The organism is Nakamurella alba (assembly GCF_009707545.1).
Taxonomy (GTDB): Bacteria; Actinomycetota; Actinomycetes; order Mycobacteriales; family Nakamurellaceae; genus Nakamurella; species Nakamurella alba.
In genome coordinates this window covers 20,930-40,108 of sequence record NZ_WLYK01000003.1, presented here as the reverse complement: position 1 = coordinate 40,108, position 19,179 = coordinate 20,930, and the positions used below count along the sequence as shown (strand labels likewise).

Genomic DNA, 19,179 nt, shown 5'->3' with positions numbered 1-19,179 from the left:
GCGAAGTGGTCCGGTGCGGCTGGCGGCCGTCGCCGGCCACTTCGGTCGCGACCTGGAGCGGGCCCTGGTCAAGATGTCCGGGATCGTGCAGGAGGCCCGCAAGCAGGCGGTCTCGCTGCTGGTCTTCCCGGACGCGGTGCTCGGCGGGTACCTGGGCGACCTGCGCGACCCGACCACCCAGGAGTTGCCGGTCCCGCTCGCGCCGGACGCGGAGGAGCTGCGCCGGGTGGTGGAGATGGCGCAGGACATGGTCGTCTGCTTCGGGTTCACCGAGCTGGGCACGGTGCCCGGGGTGCGGTGGAACTCGGCGTGGTGCGTGTCCGGTGACGGGGTGCTCGGTACGCACCGCAAGGTGCACCAGCCGGCCGGTGAGTCGCTCGCCTACGCCGCAGGAGACACCTTCGCCGCCTTCGACACCCCGATCGGCCGGATGGGGATGCTGATCGACTACGACAAGACCTTCCCGGAGTCGGCCCGGACCCTGGCCGGCGACGGCGCGCAGATCCTGGCGTTCCTGTCCGCCTGGCCGGCCAGCGTCACGGACCGCGCCGCCCGGCTGCCGCAGGACCGGCAGTCGCGCCTCTTCGACCTCTACGACTGCGCCCGCGCGGCCGAGAACCAGGTGGTGGTGGTGTCCTCCAACCAGACCGGTGTGTCCGGGCGGCTGCGCTTCCTCGGTCAGGCGAAGGTGGTCGGGCCCGGTGGCGACGTGCTCGCCCACACCTGGACGAAAGGCGGGATGGCAGTCGTGGACATGGATGTCGAGGCCGAGGTGCGGCGGGCCCGCCGGGTGCTGCACCACCTGGCCGAGCTGCGGCCGGACGCGTACGCGCCGGGGAACCTGCCCCTGTGACGACACCGAACGCAGCGACCACAGCGAACACCGGGGATCTGCCGCGGATCGCCCTGCTCACCTACTCCACTCGGCCCAGAGGCGGTGTGGTGCACACCCTCTCGCTGGCCGACGCGCTGGTCCGGCGCGGGGTGGAGGTCGACGTCTGGACCCTTGGTCGCGGCGGTGACACCGCGTTCTTCCGCCCGGTGGACGACCGGGTCGGTATCCGGGTCGTCGACTTCCCGCCGCAGGACGACGAGTCGGTGGGGGACCGGATCGTCCGGTCGATCGCCGTGCTGCGGGCCGGTTTCAACCCCGATGCCTACGATCTCGTGCACGCGCAGGACTGCATCAGCGCCAACGCCGTCGACCGGTGCATCCGCACGGTCCACCACCTGGACACCTTCAGCACCCCGGAGCTGGTGGCCTGCCACGAGCGGGCGATCGTCCGGCCGTACGCGCACCTGTGCGTCTCGGCCGCGGTGGCTGCCGAGGTGCAGCAGGGCTGGGGCATCACGCCGACGGTCATCCCGAACGGGGTGGACGCGGCGCGATTCGCCGCGGCGGCGGGACTGTCGGCGGCGGAGGACCGGGAGATCTGGCGCCGGCGGTACGGCGACTACGTGTTGGCCGTCGGCGGGATCGAGCCCCGCAAGGGCAGTCTCGACCTGCTGGAGGCCTTCGCGCTGCTGCGCCGGGACCGACCGGAGCTGCAGTTGGTGTTCGCCGGCGGCGAGACGCTGTTCGACTACCGCGACTACCGCGCACGTTTCGATGCCCGCGCGGCGGAACTCGGTGTCACGCCGCAGGTACTGGGACCGGTCCCGCACGACGAGCTGCCGGCGTTGGTCGCCGCCGCGGGTGCCCTGGCGTTCGTCTCCACCAAGGAGGGCTTCGGTCTGGCGCCGATGGAGGCGCTGGCCGCCGGGGTGCCGGTGGTGGCCCGCGACCTGCCGGTGCTGCGCGAGGTCTTCGACGGCGCAGTCCGTTTCGCCGCTGATCCGCCCTCCATCGCCGCCGCTCTGGCCGACGCGCTGGACCGCCCGGACGCCGGTCTGCGGGCCGCGGGGGAGCAGTTGGCCGACCGGCACTCCTGGGACGACGCCGCGGCCCGGCACCTGGAGTTCTACCGCACGCTGACGAGCGCGCTCAGGAACCGAGTCGCGCGCGCAACTCCGTGAGGTTGGCCCGGATCCGGCCCACCGCGGGCTTGGTGGGCGCCGACCCGGCGAACTGCCGACCCGCCGGCGTGTCCAGGAAGGTCTCCGCCGCTGCCAGCGAGGCGGCGAGGTCGTAGCCGGTCTCCAGCCAGATCGAGTTGCCGTACCGGTCGAGTTCCACCAGCGGGCGCGGCAGCGTGAAGAAGGTGTTCGACGCGTAGGTGCGGATCCGGTTGATCACCCCGTCGCCGAAGTGCACGTGCTGCATCGCCCGGAGAGTGTCCTGCTCGTAGTGGATGTCGAGCACGATGGCGCCGCTGTCGGTGGCCGGGTCGTAGGAGATCATCGGCACCGTCACCCCGGTGATCAGCGCGAACCACCAGGCGTTGTTGTACTCGACGAAGAACCGCAGCGGCATCCGCCGGTCGTCCGACAGGGTGGTCTGCAGGTAGCCCTGGTCGAGGTCGAACAGCCCGGGTTCGAACTGGCAGCCCTCGTACATGGTGCGGAACCGGGCGAGCAGCGCGAGACGCTCCTCCGCGGCGGGTGCGGTCACGCTGTCCTCCGGTCGGCCGGGCTGGTGGTCCGTGTCGGTGGTCCGAGCGGACGGTCAGTGCTTGCGCGCGGCGGCCCGGACCTCCTCCGGATCCTCGACCTTCGTGCCCTTGATCTTCCCGTCGAGCTCGTCGGCGAGCTGGTCCTGGCCGTCGAGGTGTCGGAGGAAGAAGGCGGCGGCCAGGGTGCGGGTCGCCTTCTGCGCGGCGGTGACCCCGGAGCTGCCCATCAGGGCGGTGGTCCAGTGCGTGCCCTCGGGCAGGCCGAGGTGGCCGACACCCTTCATGGTGCGCAGCTGGGTCGGGCCGCCCCACAGCGCGGCGATCTTCGCGCCGTCGGCATCGATGTCCTCGCCGGCCATGTCGTCGTCCCCGCCGACCAGGTGCAGGCTCGGCGTCATGATCCGGGCGCCTGCCGAGATGGCCGACGGCCGGGTCTCGGCGGCGGTCACCGTGACCACGGCCTTGATGTCCGGGTCGGCGCCCGCGGCCAGCACGGCCGCGCCGCCGCCGATGGAGTGGCCCATCACCCCGGCCTTCGCCGGGTCCACCCGGACCCGGCCGCCGCCCAGTCGGCCGGCCGCGGCGATGGCCAGCGCGTTGCGCAGGTCCAGGGCCAGCCCGCCGTGCGAGGCGATCGGGCCGCGGGCGGTGTCCGGGGCGACCACGACGATGCCCCACGAGGCCAGGAACTTGAAGGTCTCGGTGTACCGGGAGACCGGCTGCATCCAGCCGTGGCCGAAGGCGACCACCGGCAGGCCGCGGCCGAAGACCGGGGTGTAGACGACGCCGCGCAGCCCGGCCCGGTCCAGCCGGCCGGACGCGACCCGGTGCGGGCCCTTGAAGTCGAAGTACTCCAGGGAGGGACGGCTGATGCTCGGAGCAGGCGTACGAGCCATGCGGACCTCCCGGGACGGCGGACTGACCTCCGTAGAGTAACGGCCGGAGGCGCCGGACCCCGGCCCGCTCGAGGAGGGACAGACGTGAGCAGCAAGGCCACGCCGGAACCGGCCGACGGCGTCTTCGCCGGCAACCTGCGGCGGTTGATCCGGGCGCGGTTCCCGCTGCTGTCGATCGAGACGGCGGAGGAGTCCCGGGTGCTGTCCGAGATCGCCCGGGTGGCCGGGGACAACCGCTCCCTGAAGCCGCAGCGCCAGGTGTACCGCTGGACCACCTCCGAGGGGTTCGCCGCACTGGGCCAGCCCGGCAACCCGGACACCCGCACCCCGCTGGCCGCACTCACCGCCGCTGCCGCGCTCACCTCGCCGGCCGTGGTCGTGCTGTTCGACCTGCACCCGTGGCTCGGCGGGCCGAACCAGCCGCCGGACACCCAGGTGGTGCGTGCGCTCAAGGACACCGTCCGCTGGTTCACCGAGTCCTCTGTGCCGCGCACCCTGATCCTGGTCTCGCCGACCCCGCGCATCCCGTCCGACCTGGAGGCCCTGGTCACCGTCGTCGACTTCCCGCTGCCGACCGAACAGGAGCTGCGGGAGATCCTGGACCGCACCATCTCCCGGAACTCCGGGCCGGGCGGCATCCAGGTCGACGAGGCGGACAACGCGCTGGAGCGGCTCACCAAGGCGGCGCTCGGCCTGACCATGGTCGAGGCCGAGAACGCCTTCGCCCGGGCCATGGTCGAGGACGGCCGGCTGTCCGCCGACGACGTGCCGCTGGTCACCGCGGAGAAGTCGCAGACCGTCCGCAAATCCGGTGTGCTGGAGGTGGTCTCGTCCACCGTGCGGCTGGAGGACGTCGGCGGGCTGGACAACCTGAAGACCTGGCTGACCAAGCGCAGCGGGTCGTGGCTCGACGAGGCCCGCAGCTACGGGCTGCCGGCGCCGAAGGGCGTGCTGGTCACCGGGGTGCCGGGCTGCGGGAAGTCGCTGACCGCGAAGGCGATGGCCTCCGCCTGGTCGCTGCCGCTGCTGCGGCTGGACATCGGCCGGGTGTTCGGCGGGCTGGTCGGGCAGAGCGAGCAGAACATCCGACTGGCGCTGCGCACCGCGGAGGCCGTCGCACCCTGCGTGCTCTGGATCGACGAGATCGAGAAGGGTTTCGCCGCAGGTGCTTCCGGTCAGGGTGACAGCGGCACCAGTGCGCGGGTGTTCGGCACCTTCCTCACCTGGATGCAGGAGAAGACCAGCTCGGTGTTCGTGATGGCCACGGCGAACAACATCTCGCTGCTGCCGCCGGAGTTCATGCGCAAGGGCCGTTTCGACGAGATCTTCTTCATCGACCTGCCGACCTCGGTGGAGCGGTCGGTGATCTTCGCGCTGCACCTGAGGGCCCGGCTGAAGGCCGGCCCGGCGCTGGGTGACCTGGCCGTGGACGACGCCCTGCTGGCCGATCTGGTGGCGGCGACCGAGGGTTTCTCCGGTGCCGAGATCGAGCAGGCGGTGATCTCCGCCTGCTTCGACGCCTTCGACGGCCGGCGCACCCTCACCCGGGAGGACCTGCTGCGGGCGATCGAGCACACCGTGCCGCTCTCGGTGACCCAGGCCGAGCAGATCACCGCGCTGCGGGCCTGGGCCGACGTGCGGGCCGTCGCTGCCTCCGCCCCGGAGGCCCGTGCCGGCTACCTGACCACCGGCCCGGACGAGATCCATCCCGTCGACCCGGCCACCCTGGTGCGGGGCGGGCGCCCGGTCGAGAGCTGACGGACCGGCACCACCGTCGGACCTACGCACCGTCGTCTCCGGACCGCTGGGGGCCCACACCACCGACGGAACCACGCACCGTCGTTTCCGGACCGCTCGGTGCCCACCCCTCCGACGGTCACACACCGCCGACGGACCCACACCGCGGACCAACCGCCGTTCGCGGCGGTCCTGCCCTTGTCGTTGTGGCAGGCGCCACCCCACCATCGGTAGAGTTCGGTGCACCGAACTCTCGACGCAGGAGAAGCCGAACAGTAGTGTTCGGACATGGGATCAACGCGCGGCGGCGGAACACGGATGCGCCGCGCGGTGGCCGCGCGCGTGCTGCTGGTGCTGACCCTGCTGCTGGTGGCCTGCGAGCCGCGTCGCTCCGGCGCCTCGGCCGACGACGGCCGACCGCTGGTGCTGACCACCTTCACCGTGCTCGCCGACATCGCGCGGAACGTGGCAGGGGAGGACCTGCGGGTCGACTCGATCACCAAGGTCGGTGCCGAGATCCACGGCTACGAGCCGACTCCCGGTGACCTGCGGTCGGCGGCCGATGCAGACCTGATCCTGGACAACGGGCTGAACCTCGAACTGTGGTTCGCGCAGTTCGTCGAGGACCTGGACGTCCCGCACGTGGTGGTGAGCGACGGCGTCACGCCGATCGACATCACCGAGGACGCCTACGCCGGGAAACCCAATCCGCACGCCTGGATGTCGCCGCTGAACGTGCAGATCTACGTGGACAACATGGTGGAGGCCTTCGCCGAGCTGGACCCGGCGCACGCCCGGGGGTTCGCCGAACGGGGTACCGCCTACAAGCAGCAGCTCCAGCAGGTGCAGGACGAACTGACCGCCGGGCTCGCCGAGCTGCCGGCCAACCGCCGGGCGCTGGTCAGCTGTGAGGGGGCTTTCTCCTACCTGGCCCGGGACGCCGGCCTCACCGAGGAGTACATCTGGCCGGTGAATGCCGAGCAACAGGCCACCCCGCAGCAGATCGCCTCCGCGATCGAGTTCGTCCGCGCCGACGCGGTGCCGGCCGTGTTCTGCGAGTCCACCGTGTCCGACGCCCCGATGCGACAGGTCGCCGAGGCCAGCGGGGCGCAACTCGGCGGGGTGCTGTACGTCGACTCGCTGTCCGAGGCGGACGGCCCGGTGCCCACCTACCTGGACCTGATCCGGCACGACACCGACACCATCCTGGCCGGGCTGACCGGCACCACCACGGCCGCGGGAGGTGCGAGCGGATGAGTGCTCTGCCGATACCGGTTGCCGCGCCGGCACTGTCGATCCAGGGGGTGACCGTCCGCTACGGCGAGGTGCTCGCGTTGGATGCCGCGTCGCTGGAGGTGGCCGCCGGGCGGGTGTGCGGGCTGATCGGGATGAACGGCTCCGGGAAGTCGACGCTGTTCAAGTCGGTGATGGGCATGGTCCGCCCGGATGCGGGCCGGGTCGAGGTGCACGGCGAGTCGCCGGCGGTGGCCCGCAGACGCGGGATCATCGGGTACGTCCCGCAGAGCGAGGACGTCGACTGGACCTTCCCGCTGCTGGTGCGCGACGTGGTGATGATGGGCCGGTACGGCGGGATGGGACCGATGCGCCGCGCCCGCAGAGCCGACCGGATCGCCGTCGAGGAGGCCCTCGAACGGGTCGAGCTCACCGAGTACGCCGATCGGCAGATCGGCCGGCTCTCCGGCGGCCAGCGCAAGCGCGCCTTCGTCGCCCGTGGCATCGCGCAGGGGGCGACGGTGCTGCTGCTGGACGAACCGTTCGCCGGCGTCGACAAGCGGTCCGAGGCCACCATCACCCGGCTGCTGCGCGAGCTCGCCGCCGGTGGCGCCACCGTCATGATCTCCACCCATGACCTGCACGCGCTGCCCGACCTGGCCGACGAGGCCGCGCTGCTGATGCAGCGGGTGCTGCTGCACGCCGGTCCGGAGGAAGTGCTGCGTCCGGAGAACCTGGCCCGTGCCTTCGGTCTCGACGTGATGCAGCGGTCGGAGGTGGACCGGTGATCGACGTGCTGCTGGATCCGCTCGGCTACGACTTCATGGTGCGGGCGCTGATCACCGCGGTCGTCGCGGCGGTGGTCTGCGCGGTGCTGTCCTGCTGGCTGGTGCTGAACGGCTGGTCGCTGATGGGCGATGCGGTCTCGCACGCGGTGCTGCCGGGCGTGGTGCTGGCCTACGTGGTCGGCGCGCCCTTCGCCCTCGGGGCCGTGGTGTTCGGGTTCCTCGCGGTGGCACTGATCGGCGTGGTGCGGGACACCAGCCGGGTGAAGGAGGACGCGGCGATCGGCATCGTGTTCACCTCGCTGTTCTCCCTGGGGCTGGTGCTGATCTCGGTGACCCCGAGCCAGACCGATCTGAACCACATCATCTTCGGGAACCTGTTGGGCGTCAGCGGTTCCGACCTGGTCCAAGTGCTCGTGCTGGCCGCCGTCGCGCTGGGCATCCTGCTGTTCAAGCAGCGCGACTTCACCCTGTACGCCTTCGACAAGGTGCACGCCCACGCCATGGGCCTGAACCCGCGGCGGATCGGCGCGCTGCTGCTCGGCCTGCTCGCGCTGACCGCGGTGGTGGCGCTGCAGGCGGTCGGTGTGGTGCTGGTGGTCGCGATGTTGATCATCCCCGGCGCCACCGCCTACCTGCTGACCGACCGGTTCGGCCGGATGCTCTGGATCGCACCGCTGTTGTCCGCGGTGTGCGCGGTGGTCGGGCTGTACGTCAGCTACTACCTGGACACCGCATCCGGCGGCATGATCGTGCTGGCTCAGGGGTGCGTCTTCCTGCTGGTGTACCTGTTCTCGCCGCGTCAGGGGATCATCGGCAAGCGGATCGCCGCGTCCCGGCGGCGGACCGCGGCCCTGGCCGGCTGACCCTGCCGGGGGCGTGTCTCCCAACCCCGGATCGTCGCGAGCGACGTCCTGTCGGGCCGGCGGCAAGGCGGTCGAGGAGCTGGGAATCCTGGTTGGCTTTCCGACGAGACCAACGAAGTCGACGGTCCGACAGGGCGGTGCGCAGCAGATTCGGGGTTGGGAGACATGCCCTAGCTGCCCTCGCCGCCGGACACCCAGATCGCAGCGCAGGCAACGTTTCCCAGCCCGGCCTGCTCGTCCCGGCCGACGACCCGGATGCGCACCTCGTCGGAGAACGGCTCGCCGGGCAGCACCTCGAGCTCGGCGTCCACCACGATGCCGCGGGCCGCGAAGTACTGCAGCATCGGTGCGCTGGCATCCGAGATGCGCTCCACCCGGACGGTCCGGCCGGTCATCGACGCCGACAGGTTGACGGCCTGCGGCGGGCTGACCTCGCCCCGCGCGGACGGGATCGGGTCGCCGTGCGGATCACGGGTGGGGTGGCCGAGCATCCGGTCGATCCGGTCGATCAACGTGTCGGAGGCGGCGTGCTCGAGGTTCTCGGCCTCGTCGTGCACCTCGTCCCAGCCGTAGCCGAGCACCTGCACCAGGAAGGTCTCGATCAGCCGGTGCCGGCGGACCATGGCGACGGCGAAGGTGCGGCCCTGGTCGGTGAGCGAGATGTGTTTGTAGGGGGTGTGCTCCAGCAGGCCCAGCTCGGTGAGCCGGCGGACCGCGTCGGACACCGAGGACAGCCGCAGCCCGGACTTCTCCGCGATGATGGAGGTGGTGACCGGTGCGTCGGACCACTCCTGCAGGGTCCAGATGATCTTGAGATAGTTCTGCGCGCTGGTGGTCAGGTCCGACACGCGCATGCCGCTGAGCCTAGGGCATGCAGGACCGGGTGCAGCCGGACAGTGGTGCGTCCGACGGGCTCGCGGACCCGCCGCCCGGCCGGTGCGGGAACGCTGTGATCAGGTACGCGGGTGCCGGCGGCGGGCGGTGTTGTCGGTGCGGTGCGGTGCGGTGCGGTGCGGTGCTGTGCGGTGCGGTGCGGTGCGGATCAGGACGCGGCCGAGGCGGAGAAGGAGGACGGCGATGGTGCAGTCGGTGGAGCTGCTGCCCGACGCCGCGACCGAGGCGGAGGTGCGGCGACGGTGGTCGCTGCTCGGCGCCGCCGGGCTGCCGCACTCCGGGTTGCACACCGGGGCCTCGAACCGCCCGCACATCACCCTGGCCGTCGCGCCGGAGTTGCCGGCCAACCGGGAGGACGACATCGTCCGGGCGATCATCGGACTGCCACTCCGGCTCCGCCTCGGCGGTCTGCTGCTGTTCCCGCGCGGTCGTGGCGGGGTGGTCATGGCGCTGGCGGTGACGGTGTCCGCGGAGCTGCTCACGCTGCAGGACGCCGTGCGTCGGGCGGTCGGCGACGACCGGCTCGGGCACCAGGCGCCGGGGGAGTGGACCCCGCACGTCACCCTGGCCCGACGGCTCGATCCCGGCCAGGTCGCCGTCGCGCTGGGCATCTCCGGGTTGGCCGCGGACATCGACGGGACCGGGGTCGCGGTGCGCCGCTGGGACGGCGACGCGAAGCAGGACCGGGTCATCTCCTGCGACGTCCCGTCCTGAACCCGTGTCCGGTCGGGAACCGGTGACCGCCCCGCCGGGTCCGGATGTCCGACATCCCACAGCAGGCAACCTGCGGCCCCGTCGCGACGACCGGCCAGGACGCCCCCGGACCGCCTCACCGGCGAGGTCGGCACGCTCGCGGACCTGCGGTTCGGGCGGTGCCCGAGCGGCTAGCCTGATCGGCATGTGTGGCATCGTCGGGTACACCGGTCCGAAGCAGGCGCTGCCCGTCGTCCTGGACGGTCTGCGCAGGTTGGAGTACCGCGGGTACGACTCGGCCGGGGTGGCGGTGCTGCCGGAGCCGGGTGCGGACGGGCTCGCACCCGACGCGGTGCAGCAGACGGCGAAGAAGGCCGGTGTGCTGGCGAACCTGACCGCCTACGTCGACACCGGCGCGGTGTCGCTGGCCGGGCGGACCGGGATGGGGCACACCCGGTGGGCCACCCACGGCGGCCCGACCGACCGCAACGCGCACCCGCACACCGACCGGTCCCGCCGTACCGCGGTCATCCACAACGGGATCATCGAGAACTTCGCGCCGCTGCGTACCGAGCTGGAGAATTCCGGCATCGAGCTGGCCAGCGACACCGACACCGAGGTGGTGGCGCACCTGCTCGGCGCCGCCTTCGACACCGGCGCCACCGCCGGCGACCTGGCAGCCTCGATGGCCGCGGTGTGCCGCCGGCTGGAGGGCGCCTTCACCCTGGTCGCCACCCATGTCGACGCCCCCGGCGTGATCGTCGCAGCCCGGCGCAACTCGCCACTGGTGGTCGGCGTCGGCGAGGGCGAGATGTTCGTGGCCAGCGACGTCGCCGCGTTCATCTCGCACACCCGCGAGGCGATCGAACTCGGCCAGGACCAGCTGGTGGTCATCACCCCGGACGGGTACAAGATCACCTGCTTCTCCGGCGGCGAGGCCGACTACCGCACCTTCCACGTCGACTGGGACCTGGCCGCGGCCGAGAAGGGCGGCTTCGCCACCTTCATGGACAAGGAGATCGCCGAGCAGCCGGCCGCGGTCGCCGACACCCTGCGCGGTCACTTCGACGGCACCCGGATCGTGCTCGACGAGCAGCGCCTCGGCGAGGACGAGCTGCGCACCATCGACAAGGTGTTCGTGGTCGCCTGCGGCAGCGCGTACCACTCCGGTCTGGTCGCGAAGTACGCCATCGAGCACTGGACCCGGCTGCCCGTCGAGGTCGAGCTGGCGTCCGAGTTCCGGTACCGCGACCCGGTGCTGGACCGGGACACGCTGGTGGTGGCCGTGAGTCAGTCCGGCGAGACCGCCGACACCCTGGAGGCGGTCCGGCACGCGCGGCGGCAGCGGGCCCGCGTGCTGGCCGTGTGCAACACCAACGGTTCGCAGATCCCGCGGGAGTCCGACGCCGTGGTCTACACCCACGCCGGGCCGGAGGTCGGGGTGGCCTCGACGAAGGCGTTCCTGGCACAGATCACCGCGAACTACCTGGTCGGACTGGCGCTGGCGCAGGCCCGCGGCACCAAGTACGCGGACGAGGTGGCCCGCGACTTCCAGGCGCTGTCCGAGATCCCGCGCGCCGTCGAGCAGACGCTGGAGCTGCTGGAGCCGGTGCGGGAGCTGGGCCGGTCCATCGCCGACTCGAAGGCGGTGCTGTTCCTCGGCCGGCACGTCGGTTTCCCGGTGGCCCTCGAGGGTGCGCTCAAGCTCAAGGAACTCGCCTACATGCACGCCGAGGGCTTCGCCGCCGGCGAGCTCAAGCACGGCCCGATCGCGCTGGTTGAGGAGGGGCTGCCGGTCGTTGTCGTCACCCCGTCACCGAAGTCGATGCCGTTGTTGCACAGCAAGCTGCTGTCCAACATCCGCGAGGTGCAGGCGCGTGGTGCGCGCACCATCGTGATCGGCGAGGAGGGGGACGACACCATCGCGCCGTTCGCCGACTTCCTCATCGAGCTGCCCCGGGTGCCGGCCCTGCTGCAGCCGCTGGTGTCCACCATCCCGCTGCAGGTACTGGCCGCCGAGATCGCCCGCACCCGCGGGTACGACATCGACAAGCCGCGCAACCTGGCCAAGTCCGTCACCGTCGAGTGAGCCGCCGCACGGGATGCGGGGATCCGTTGCGCCGCAACCCCTCCCGGAGCCCTTGATGATGTCGTTCCCGTCCGGCCCGATGCCGTCCGGCGTGGTCGGCATCGGCATCGACGTGGTGGCGATCGACCGGTTCGCCGCCACCCTGGAGCGCACCCCGGCCCTGGCCGACCGGCTGTTCACCCCCGCCGAACGGCTCACCCCGTCCGGGCGGCCGCGCGGGTCCGCCTCGCTGGCGGCCCGGTTCGCCGCCAAGGAGGCGGTCGCGAAGGCCCTCGGGGTGCCGGCCGGGATGGACTGGCATCACTGCCGGGTCGAGACCGCCGCGTCCGGGCGGCCGGAGCTGGTCATGTCCGATACCGTGGCGGATGCCGCTGCGGCGCAAGGGGTGTCGTCCTGGCAGCTGTCGCTCTCGCACGACGCCGGGATCGCGGCCGCGGTGGTGCTGGCGCTGCGCTGATCCGGGTACCGCAGGCTGATCCGGGTACCGCAGGATGGAGATCCCCTCGTCGGCGCAGGAGCAGCAGATGACCATCGCCACACCCCCGACCTTCGGTACCCCACCGACCCCGGGGATCCCCTCGTGCACCGTGGCGCAGATACGGGACGCCGAGCGTGCGGCGCTGGCCCGCACACCGGAGGGTGCGCTGATGCGGCGTGCGGCCGGGGAACTCACCACGGCGGTGCTCGACGCCCTGGACGGCCACGTGGTGGGTCGCTCGGTGGTGCTGCTGGTGGGTGCCGGGAACAACGGCGGTGATGCGCTGTGGGCCGGTGTCGCGCTCCGTCGGCGCGGCGGCGCGGTGACGGCCCTGCTCACCGATCCGGCCCGGGCGCACCCGGCCGGCGCCGCCGGCCTGCGCCGGGTGGGCGGCCGGCTGCTCGATGTCGCACGGGCAGATGTCGAGAAGCTGCTCGCTGCAGCAGATGTGGTGATCGACGGGCTGGTGGGACTGGCTGCCCGCCCGCCGCTGCGGGAGCCGGCGGCGTCCCTGGTCCGGCTGGCCAACCGCTGCGCGGCCCTGCGGGTCGCCGTCGACCTGCCGAGCGGTCTGGACCCCGACTCCGGCGTCGCCACCGGCGAGATCTTCGATGCCGACGTCACTGTCACCTTCGGTGGCGCGAAACCCGGCCTGCTGGTGTCCACCTCGGCGGGCCGGGTGGTGGTCGCCGACCTCGGGATGGCGCCGGACCCGGCGGTGGCATCGGTCGGTGTGCTGACCGACCAGCTCGTCGCCGGCCTGCTGGCCGACCCGGGCAGCGGCGACGACAAGTACTCCGGCGGCGTGGTCGGCATCGTCGCCGGGTCGGCGCAGTACCCGGGGGCGGCGGTGCTGGCGGTGGGCGGGGCGGTGCGGCTGCGGCCGGGCATGGTCCGCTACGCCGGTCCACAGGCCGCGGCTGTGGTGCAGGCCTGGCCGGAGGTGGTGGGTGCCGATGACCCCTCCCGGGCCGGACGGGTGCAGGCCTGGGTGGTCGGGCCGGGTGCCGGCACCGACACCGCCGCCCGGGACCGGCTGGTCACGGTGCTCGCCGCCGACGGCCCGGTGCTGGTGGACGCGGACGGGCTCACCCTGCTGGCCGCCGAACCCGCCTTGCTCGAGGGCCGGCGCGGACCGCTGGTGCTCACCCCGCACGAGGGCGAGTTCGCCCGGCTGTTCCCGGACCTGGACCTCACCGACCGGCTCGGGGCCGCACGAGCGGCGGCCGCGTCCACCGGTGCGGTGATCCTGCTCAAGGGGCATCGCACGGTGATCGCCGCCCCGGACGGGCGGGCCTACGTCAACACCACCGGCAGCAGTTGGCTGGCCACCGCCGGGTCCGGGGACGTGCTGGCCGGGGTGATGGGCTCGCTGCTGGCGACCGGGATCGACCCGCTGCTCGCCGCCGCCGCCGGCGCCCACCTGCACGGGCGGGCGGGGGAGCGGGCCGCCCACGACCGCGCCGCCGGCGCCCACCAGCTCTGGGACCGGCTGCGCTGAGCCGTCCGGACCGAGCTCGCATCGGGACGGCCCGTCCGCAGCGCTGTCGATGGTGTCGGGGCATGTCCCGCCGGGTGCTGCCCTGCCCGTCTCCCCGTCGATGGTGCTCGCACCACGGACACCCGCACCCGGCACCCGGACAGCAGATGCCCGGTGGGCCCCAGCGGCATGGTGTGATCGTCCGGCCCGCGTGAGGTTCACCCGGGTGGCGAGTGCCATCGCGACGAACGGGTACGTCTCCCACCGATGAGCCGGCGGCAGGGCAGGTCGGACCAGCAGGGATCAGGAAGGGAGCGCCCGGGTGAGCACGTGGGGCCGGATCGCCGGGATCGCCGGCATCGCGACCGGCGTGATCGGTGCCGCCGCGCTGGGCGGGGTCACCGCGCAGCGGCGCGCGGTCCGGCGCTACCACGTCACCGCCACCGGTGAGGACCCCGGCGAGCCGTACGACGCACTCGAGGCCGACCGCGTCTACTCGGTGGTCGCCGACGACGGTGTGGTGCTGCACGTCGAGGAATCCGGACCGGTCGACGCCGACCTGACCATCGTCTTCGCCCACGGCTGGACCCTGCGGTCCGGTGCCTGGCACTTCCAGCGGCTGGGCCTCGCCGGTCCCGGGTTCGGCTCGGGCGACGGACCGGTCGCCCGGATGGTGTTCTACGACCAGCGGTCCCACGGGCGATCCGGTCGGGCGGACGAGGACCACGTCACGATGGCCGATCTCGCCGGCGACCTGGCCGCCGTCATCGCCACCGCCGTCCCGGACGGGCCGATCGCGATCATCGGCCACTCCATGGGCGGCATGGCCACCATGACGCTGGCCGGGCTGCGCCCGGATCTCTTCGCCGAGCGGGTGCACGGCGTCGGCCTGGTGTCCACGGCGGCGACCCGGATGGCGCTGCCCGGCATCGGCCGCACCCTGATCAGCACCGGCAACCCGCTGTTCCGCGCGGTCACCGCCACCGCGGCGCGCTACCCGAAGGTCATCGAACGGACCCGGTCGGGCAGTCGGGACGCGGTCTGGCTGCTCACCCGGACCCTCGGCTTCTCCCGGGAGAACGTCCCGGGGGACCTGGTCGACTACCTGGACGAGATGATCTCGTCCGTGCCCATCGAGGTGATCGCCGACTTCATCCCGGCCGTGATGAACGTGGACACCGCGGACGCGCTGCCCGCGCTCGCCGACATCCCGACGGTGCTGATCGTGGGTGACAAGGACCGGATGACCCCGATGAGCCGCACCGAGTTCATCGCCGAGGCCCTGCCGCGGGCGGAGATGGTGGTGATCCCGGACGCCGGGCACATGGCGATGATGGAGGCGCCGGTGGAGGTCAACGACGCACTGCGGCCGATGTTGCTGGCCGCCGTCGAGCACGCCGCCGCTGCGACGGCTGCGCGGGAGGCGGCGCGATGACCACTGCGGAGGAACGCCCGGTGCTGCACCGCGAGCTGCCGACGGAGGCGGACGCCCGGGAGCTCGGCCGGCGGATCGGCGAGCTGCTCCGCGCCGGCGATCTGGTCCTGCTGTCCGGGCCGCTGGGCGCCGGCAAGACCACCATGGCCAAGGGCATCGCGGTGGGGATGGGCATCACCTCGACGATCATGTCGCCGACCTTCGTCATCGTCCGGGTGCACCGGCCGACCGACCCGGGCGGGCTGACCCTGCTGCACGCGGACGCCTACCGCCTCGGCAGCGTGGCCGAGATGGACGACCTGGACCTGGATCTCGGTGCAGCGGCGGCGGTGGTCGAGTGGGGGGACGGGGTCGCCGAGCAGATCGCGGACGGTCATCTCCGGGTCGAGCTGGTGCGCCGGCCGGACGACTCACGCGGTGCCACGCTTTCCGCCGCCGGCAGCGACTGGGAAGAACGTTTGCAGACCCTGCGCGACTGATCCGGAGTGGAGGTCGGTGACCGGGCCGGGAGCCCTCCCTGGGCAGTGCACCCAGGGCGTGTCTCTCCATCCCGGATGGTCGCGAGCGCCGTCCTGTTGGGCCCTCGGCAAGGCGGTCGAGGAGCTGGGGATCCTGGTTGGCTGTCCGACCTGGCGAACATCTGTCAACGCATCCGACTGTTTTCTCAGGGCGGTGCGGAGCAGATCCGAGGTGTGGGAGACACGCCCTACAGCACGATGCTGCCGGTGCGGCGATCCACCAGTTCGGTGCTGGACGCCGCAGTGGAGATCGGCGCCGGGGCGGCCGTCGGTGCCCCGGCGGTTCCCGCGCCGGACAGCGCTGCCGCGGTCGACACCGGCCCGATCGCCAACAGGCCGGCCGCGACGATCCCGGCCGCCCACCGTCGCCCGTGACCGGACCTGGACTGCGCTGCCGCATCCGGGCGGCGCGAAGCGGACGTCTGCAGGGCCGTCGGGATCAGCCGGGTGCCGAGGAGACGGGTCGGGGCCGGGGTCGCTGGTGTGGTCATGGGAGAGACTCTGGCCCGCGCTGCATGGTGCGGGCTGGACCTCACCTGTGAGCCTGCTGAGCACGCGGCGTGGTCGGGAGAACCGGCCCGGTGTCCCCGGACGGTGGCCCGCTCGCCCGGGAGAGGTCACCACAGGCGGCTGGTCACCGAGGGTGACGGCGTGGCACCGATCGGGTGGTGGCGAGCCGTTCGGCGGAGTCTCATCCGCAGATTTCCAGGATTGGTTCCCCGATTCCGCGTCATAGCGAGCACCTCGGCACGTCTTGATCGTGTGACGAGAGGACAGATGCCCGAGCAGGGCCGGGACGGGAGCGTGGCGCTGGCGCACGACGGCCCCGGGTCCGCGGACGACCGCACCCCCGCACGTGAGCTGTTGGACCGCTGGTGCGCCGCCGACCCCGTGATCGAGCAGGTGCCGGCCTCGGCCCGCCGCGTCTGTGCCGCCGTGCTGGACGGCACCGACCCCCGGCCCACCGTCGCCGACCTCGGCCGTGCGGCGGGCGGACTGCTGACCGCTTCGGAGCTCGTCACCGCGGTGCGGACACTGGCAGTGGTCGCCGTCCTCGACGACGACCTGGCCGACGCGCTGGTGGAGGTGGCGCTCGCCGCCCGGCACCGCCAGGAGGTCTCGCTGGACCTGAAGGCGATGGTGCACGACCCGCTGTCCGGTCAGGACTCGCTGGCCGGGTTCGTGGTGCGGTTGCAGGACCGGCTGGCGACCGGCCATCGGGCTTTCGTGGTGACGGTGCGCTCGGCCGCGGGCGGGGACGTCTGGGGACGGCTGCGCTCCGCGATGGACGCCGGACGACTGCGCGAGCTGGTGCCGACCGCACTCGCGCTGACCGCGCTGCCTGATGGCACGCTGCTCGTGGTGCTGCCCGACCGGGCCTCCGCACGGCACTGCCGGCGGATGGCCGGTGCCCTGCTCGACCGGCCGGCGGCGGTGCACGAAGCGGTCCCGGACCGCCCGGGCCGGCCCGGGCCCGACGAACTCAGCTGGTGGCTGGCGGGGATCCTCGGCACCACGGACTGAACCGCGACCCGATCCGGGGTGGCCGAGTCCTCCGGGGCGCGGCCGTCGCCAGTTGCTGTGCGACGAGGGGTGCACAGCGATGGTGGACCGGTGCGACCCCGGGGACCGGGAGGACCGCTGGTCGTTCCGTTCCGTGCCCTCCGGTCGGACTCTGCCCAGTGGTCGGAGCAGGGCCAACACAGCGTCGGCGGGCGGCGACCGGGGATCCGCTCGCCGTTCGGACGACAGATCATGCCTGGTGGACGATCTCGCCGTCGACGACGGTGAGAACCACCCGGGCATCGGCGATCCGGCCCTCCAGTGCGGCGAGATCGACGTCCGTCAGGACGATGTCCGCACGACTGCCGACGGACAGATCTTCGGCGTCCGGATCGTGGTTGACCGCTGCCGACCCGGCGGTGAACGCCCTCAGCGCGGTGTCCAGCGACAGCTCCTCCCCGGCGAGGAAGACCGGGCTGTCCCGGTCGTCCGGGTCGCGGCGGCGCACAGCCACCTCGAGCTGGCGCAGCGGGTCGGCCGTGGTGACCGGCCAGTCGCTGCCCATCGCCAGACCGGCGCCGCTGTCGGCGAGGGTCCGGAACGGGTACTGCAGCGCGGTGCGCCGCTCTCCCAGGAACGGCGCGGTGAGCTCGTCCATCTGGGGTTCGTGCTGGGCCCAGTAGGTCTGCAGGTTCGCGGTGACGCCGAGTGCGGCGAACCGTGGCAGGTCCGCCGGGTCGATCACCTGCACGTGCGCGATGTGATGGCGCAGTCCGGGGTCCGGCCGCCGGGTACGGGCGTGCTGCACGGCGTCCAGCGACATCCGGACGGCACGATCGCCGATCGCGTGCAGGTGCACCTGGAAGCCGTGCTGCTCCAGCAGATCGACGGCCGGGGAGAGGATCTCGGGGTCGACGTAGACCAGGCCCCGGTCGGCGCCGGGCATCCCGTCGCACCGGCAGTACGGCTCGAGCAGTGCACCGGTGCTGTTCTCCAGCACCCCGTCGACCATGATCTTCACGGTGGTCGGTGCGAACGTGCTGTGCCGCAGGGCGTCCCGGCGGTCGGCCAGTTCGTCGAGCTGCTCCAGGCCACGGTGCCGGTCCCACCACAGCGCGCCGACGGTCCGGGACCGCAGCCGGCCGTCGACGGCGAGCGAGTGGTAGGCCCGCGCGGAGTCCGGCGTGACCCAGGCATCCTGCCAACTGGTGACACCCCAGGCGTGCAAGCGGGTCTGGGCCGCGAGGATCGCCGCGGCCAGATCGTCGACGCCAGGGGCCGGCAGCACATCGGTCTCGAAGGCGTAGGCCGCGCCCTCGTGCAGCATGCCGGCGGGTCGGCCGTCCGGGTCCCGCTCGATCCGGCCGTCCGCGGGATCCGGTGTGGTGTGGTCGATCCCGCCCCGGCGCAGCGCCTCGGTGTTCGACCAGGCGCCGTGCACGTCGCGGTTGTAGAGGAAGGCCGGTCGTCCCCCGGTGACTGCGTCCAGCACCTCGCGGCGGGGCAGACCGCCCGGGAAGTGTTCCATCGACCAGCCGCCGCCGGTGACCCAGCCGTCGCCGGGATGCGCCTGCACCCAGGCCGCGATCCGGGACAGGTAGGCGTCGGCGTCCGGGGCGCCGGCGAGGTCGACGGTGAGCATGTTGCGTCCGGCGGTGACGGGGTGCACGTGGGCGTCGACGAAGCCGGGCAGCAGGGTGCCGCCCCCGGCGTCGACCACCTCGGTGGAGGGACCGGTCCAGTCCGCCGACCCCCGCGGATCGGCGGTCGCGCCAACGATCCGGCCCGCGCGGACAGCCAGCGCCGCAGGACCGCCGATGGCGGGAGCGGCGTTGCGGATCACCAGGTCCGCCTGGCCTGCGCCGGTACCGCGGTCGGCGGATGTCGGGACGGGCGGCGTGGGTCGAGTTGCTCCGGGGTGGTGCATGTCGTCCTTCCGGAGCCGGTACTGACGGGATGTGCGGTGCGGTGCGGTGCGGTGCGGTGCGGTGCGGTGCGGTGCGGTGCGGTGCGGTGTTCG

Annotated in this window: 18 protein-coding genes; 13 read left to right on the top strand and 5 right to left on the bottom strand. The window is 72.6% G+C overall.

Features of this window, described 5'->3' with window-relative positions:
• Window positions 1–13: 13 nt before the first annotated feature.
• Both GIS00_RS10420 and GIS00_RS10415 read left to right on the top strand, forming a co-directional pair.
• Window positions 14–853, top strand: a complete 840-nt coding sequence (locus tag GIS00_RS10420) for a carbon-nitrogen hydrolase family protein (protein ID WP_322097820.1) — start codon at window positions 14–16, stop codon at window positions 851–853.
• Window positions 850–2,016, top strand: coding sequence for an MSMEG_0565 family glycosyltransferase (locus tag GIS00_RS10415; protein ID WP_322097819.1), 1,167 nt, complete (start codon window positions 850–852; stop codon window positions 2,014–2,016). The genes GIS00_RS10420 and GIS00_RS10415 overlap by 4 nt, the downstream gene beginning before the upstream one ends.
• Here GIS00_RS10415 and GIS00_RS10410 read toward each other — a convergent pair.
• Together GIS00_RS10410 and GIS00_RS10405 are read right to left on the bottom strand one after the other, a co-directional pair.
• Complete coding sequence (locus GIS00_RS10410) at window positions 1,985–2,551, bottom strand: hypothetical protein (protein ID WP_322097818.1); 567 nt, start codon at window positions 2,549–2,551, stop codon at window positions 1,985–1,987. The two genes, GIS00_RS10415 and GIS00_RS10410, sit on opposite strands and share 32 nt — an antisense overlap.
• A 54-nt stretch (window positions 2,552–2,605) precedes the next feature.
• Window positions 2,606–3,448 (bottom strand): dienelactone hydrolase family protein, encoded by an 843-nt coding sequence (locus GIS00_RS10405; protein WP_154768403.1) that lies wholly within the window; start codon window positions 3,446–3,448, stop codon window positions 2,606–2,608.
• An 84-nt stretch (window positions 3,449–3,532) separates the two neighbouring features.
• Here GIS00_RS10405 and GIS00_RS10400 point away from each other — a divergent pair, with 84 nt between their 5' ends.
• The 4 genes from GIS00_RS10400 (at window position 3,533) to GIS00_RS10385 (ending at window position 8,069) form a co-directional block, all read left to right on the top strand.
• A complete protein-coding gene (locus tag GIS00_RS10400) occupies window positions 3,533–5,206 on the top strand; it encodes an AAA family ATPase (protein WP_322097817.1) in 1,674 nt (557 codons plus the stop codon).
• Between the two features lie 267 nt (window positions 5,207–5,473).
• A complete protein-coding gene (locus GIS00_RS10395) occupies window positions 5,474–6,442 on the top strand; it encodes a metal ABC transporter substrate-binding protein (RefSeq protein ID WP_230313440.1) in 969 nt (322 codons plus the stop codon).
• A complete protein-coding gene (locus GIS00_RS10390; RefSeq protein ID WP_154768402.1) occupies window positions 6,439–7,206 on the top strand; it encodes a metal ABC transporter ATP-binding protein in 768 nt (255 codons plus the stop codon). Before GIS00_RS10395 ends, GIS00_RS10390 begins: the two co-directional genes overlap by 4 nt.
• Before the next feature lie 35 nt (window positions 7,207–7,241).
• Window positions 7,242–8,069 carry a metal ABC transporter permease gene (locus GIS00_RS10385; RefSeq protein WP_154768614.1) on the top strand — a complete coding sequence of 276 codons (828 nt, stop codon included), beginning with the start codon at window positions 7,242–7,244 and terminating at the stop codon, window positions 8,067–8,069.
• Between the two features lie 170 nt (window positions 8,070–8,239).
• On the opposite strand, the gene GIS00_RS10380 is transcribed toward GIS00_RS10385, so the two are convergent.
• Window positions 8,240–8,923 (bottom strand): metal-dependent transcriptional regulator, encoded by a 684-nt coding sequence (locus GIS00_RS10380; RefSeq protein ID WP_154768401.1) that lies wholly within the window; start codon window positions 8,921–8,923, stop codon window positions 8,240–8,242.
• 223 nt (window positions 8,924–9,146) lie between these two features.
• On the opposite strand from GIS00_RS10380, the gene GIS00_RS10375 reads away from it, so the two are divergent.
• From GIS00_RS10375 to tsaE, 6 genes are all read left to right on the top strand, one after another.
• A complete protein-coding gene (locus GIS00_RS10375) occupies window positions 9,147–9,677 on the top strand; it encodes a 2'-5' RNA ligase family protein (protein ID WP_154768400.1) in 531 nt (176 codons plus the stop codon).
• A 184-nt stretch (window positions 9,678–9,861) separates the two neighbouring features.
• A complete protein-coding gene (gene glmS / locus GIS00_RS10370) occupies window positions 9,862–11,745 on the top strand; it encodes a glutamine--fructose-6-phosphate transaminase (isomerizing) (RefSeq protein ID WP_154768399.1) in 1,884 nt (627 codons plus the stop codon).
• A gap of 79 nt (window positions 11,746–11,824) precedes the next feature.
• Window positions 11,825–12,202, top strand: a complete 378-nt coding sequence (locus tag GIS00_RS10365; protein ID WP_154768613.1) for a holo-ACP synthase — start codon at window positions 11,825–11,827, stop codon at window positions 12,200–12,202.
• A 67-nt stretch (window positions 12,203–12,269) separates the two neighbouring features.
• The gene (locus GIS00_RS10360; protein WP_230313438.1) at window positions 12,270–13,724 is read left to right on the top strand and encodes an NAD(P)H-hydrate dehydratase; all 1,455 of its coding nucleotides are present in this window, start codon (window positions 12,270–12,272) and stop codon (window positions 13,722–13,724) included.
• 301 nt (window positions 13,725–14,025) lie between these two features.
• Window positions 14,026–15,138 carry an alpha/beta fold hydrolase gene (locus GIS00_RS10355; RefSeq protein ID WP_154768397.1) on the top strand — a complete coding sequence of 371 codons (1,113 nt, stop codon included), beginning with the start codon at window positions 14,026–14,028 and terminating at the stop codon, window positions 15,136–15,138.
• A complete protein-coding gene (tsaE, locus tag GIS00_RS10350; protein WP_154768396.1) occupies window positions 15,135–15,617 on the top strand; it encodes a tRNA (adenosine(37)-N6)-threonylcarbamoyltransferase complex ATPase subunit type 1 TsaE in 483 nt (160 codons plus the stop codon). The genes GIS00_RS10355 and tsaE overlap by 4 nt, the downstream gene beginning before the upstream one ends.
• 227 nt (window positions 15,618–15,844) lie before the next feature.
• Here the strand turns inward: tsaE and GIS00_RS10345 are convergent, their stop codons facing one another.
• The gene (locus tag GIS00_RS10345) at window positions 15,845–16,147 is read right to left on the bottom strand and encodes a hypothetical protein (RefSeq protein ID WP_154768395.1); all 303 of its coding nucleotides are present in this window, start codon (window positions 16,145–16,147) and stop codon (window positions 15,845–15,847) included.
• A gap of 286 nt (window positions 16,148–16,433) precedes the next feature.
• Between GIS00_RS10345 and GIS00_RS10340 the strand changes: the two genes are divergently transcribed.
• Entirely contained in the window at window positions 16,434–17,180 is a 747-nt protein-coding gene (locus tag GIS00_RS10340) for a hypothetical protein (RefSeq protein WP_154768394.1), read from the top strand.
• A gap of 229 nt (window positions 17,181–17,409) precedes the next feature.
• Here the strand turns inward: GIS00_RS10340 and GIS00_RS10335 are convergent, their stop codons facing one another.
• Window positions 17,410–19,002 (bottom strand): amidohydrolase, encoded by a 1,593-nt coding sequence (locus tag GIS00_RS10335; protein WP_322097815.1) that lies wholly within the window; start codon window positions 19,000–19,002, stop codon window positions 17,410–17,412.
• Between the last annotated feature and the right edge of the window lie 177 nt (window positions 19,003–19,179).

Excerpts from the sequence above, each read along its gene's own strand:
- tsaE (WP_154768396.1), top strand. The coding sequence starts at position 15,135 with ATGACCACTGCGGAGGAACGCCCGGTGCTGCACCGCGAGCTGCCGACG.
- GIS00_RS10385 (WP_154768614.1), top strand. The coding sequence starts at position 7,242 with ATGGTGCGGGCGCTGATCACCGCGGTCGTCGCGGCGGTGGTCTGCGCG.
- GIS00_RS10340 (WP_154768394.1), top strand. The coding sequence starts at position 16,434 with ATGCCCGAGCAGGGCCGGGACGGGAGCGTGGCGCTGGCGCACGACGGC.
- GIS00_RS10380 (WP_154768401.1), bottom strand. The coding sequence starts at position 8,923 with ATGCGCGTGTCGGACCTGACCACCAGCGCGCAGAACTATCTCAAGATC.
- GIS00_RS10365 (WP_154768613.1), top strand. The coding sequence starts at position 11,825 with ATGCCGTCCGGCGTGGTCGGCATCGGCATCGACGTGGTGGCGATCGAC.
- GIS00_RS10345 (WP_154768395.1), bottom strand. The coding sequence starts at position 16,147 with ATGACCACACCAGCGACCCCGGCCCCGACCCGTCTCCTCGGCACCCGG.
- GIS00_RS10390 (WP_154768402.1), top strand. The coding sequence starts at position 6,439 with ATGAGTGCTCTGCCGATACCGGTTGCCGCGCCGGCACTGTCGATCCAG.
- GIS00_RS10375 (WP_154768400.1), top strand. The coding sequence starts at position 9,147 with ATGGTGCAGTCGGTGGAGCTGCTGCCCGACGCCGCGACCGAGGCGGAG.
- glmS (WP_154768399.1), top strand. The coding sequence starts at position 9,862 with ATGTGTGGCATCGTCGGGTACACCGGTCCGAAGCAGGCGCTGCCCGTC.
- GIS00_RS10405 (WP_154768403.1), bottom strand. The coding sequence starts at position 3,448 with ATGGCTCGTACGCCTGCTCCGAGCATCAGCCGTCCCTCCCTGGAGTAC.
- GIS00_RS10395 (WP_230313440.1), top strand. The coding sequence starts at position 5,474 with ATGGGATCAACGCGCGGCGGCGGAACACGGATGCGCCGCGCGGTGGCC.
- GIS00_RS10360 (WP_230313438.1), top strand. The coding sequence starts at position 12,270 with ATGACCATCGCCACACCCCCGACCTTCGGTACCCCACCGACCCCGGGG.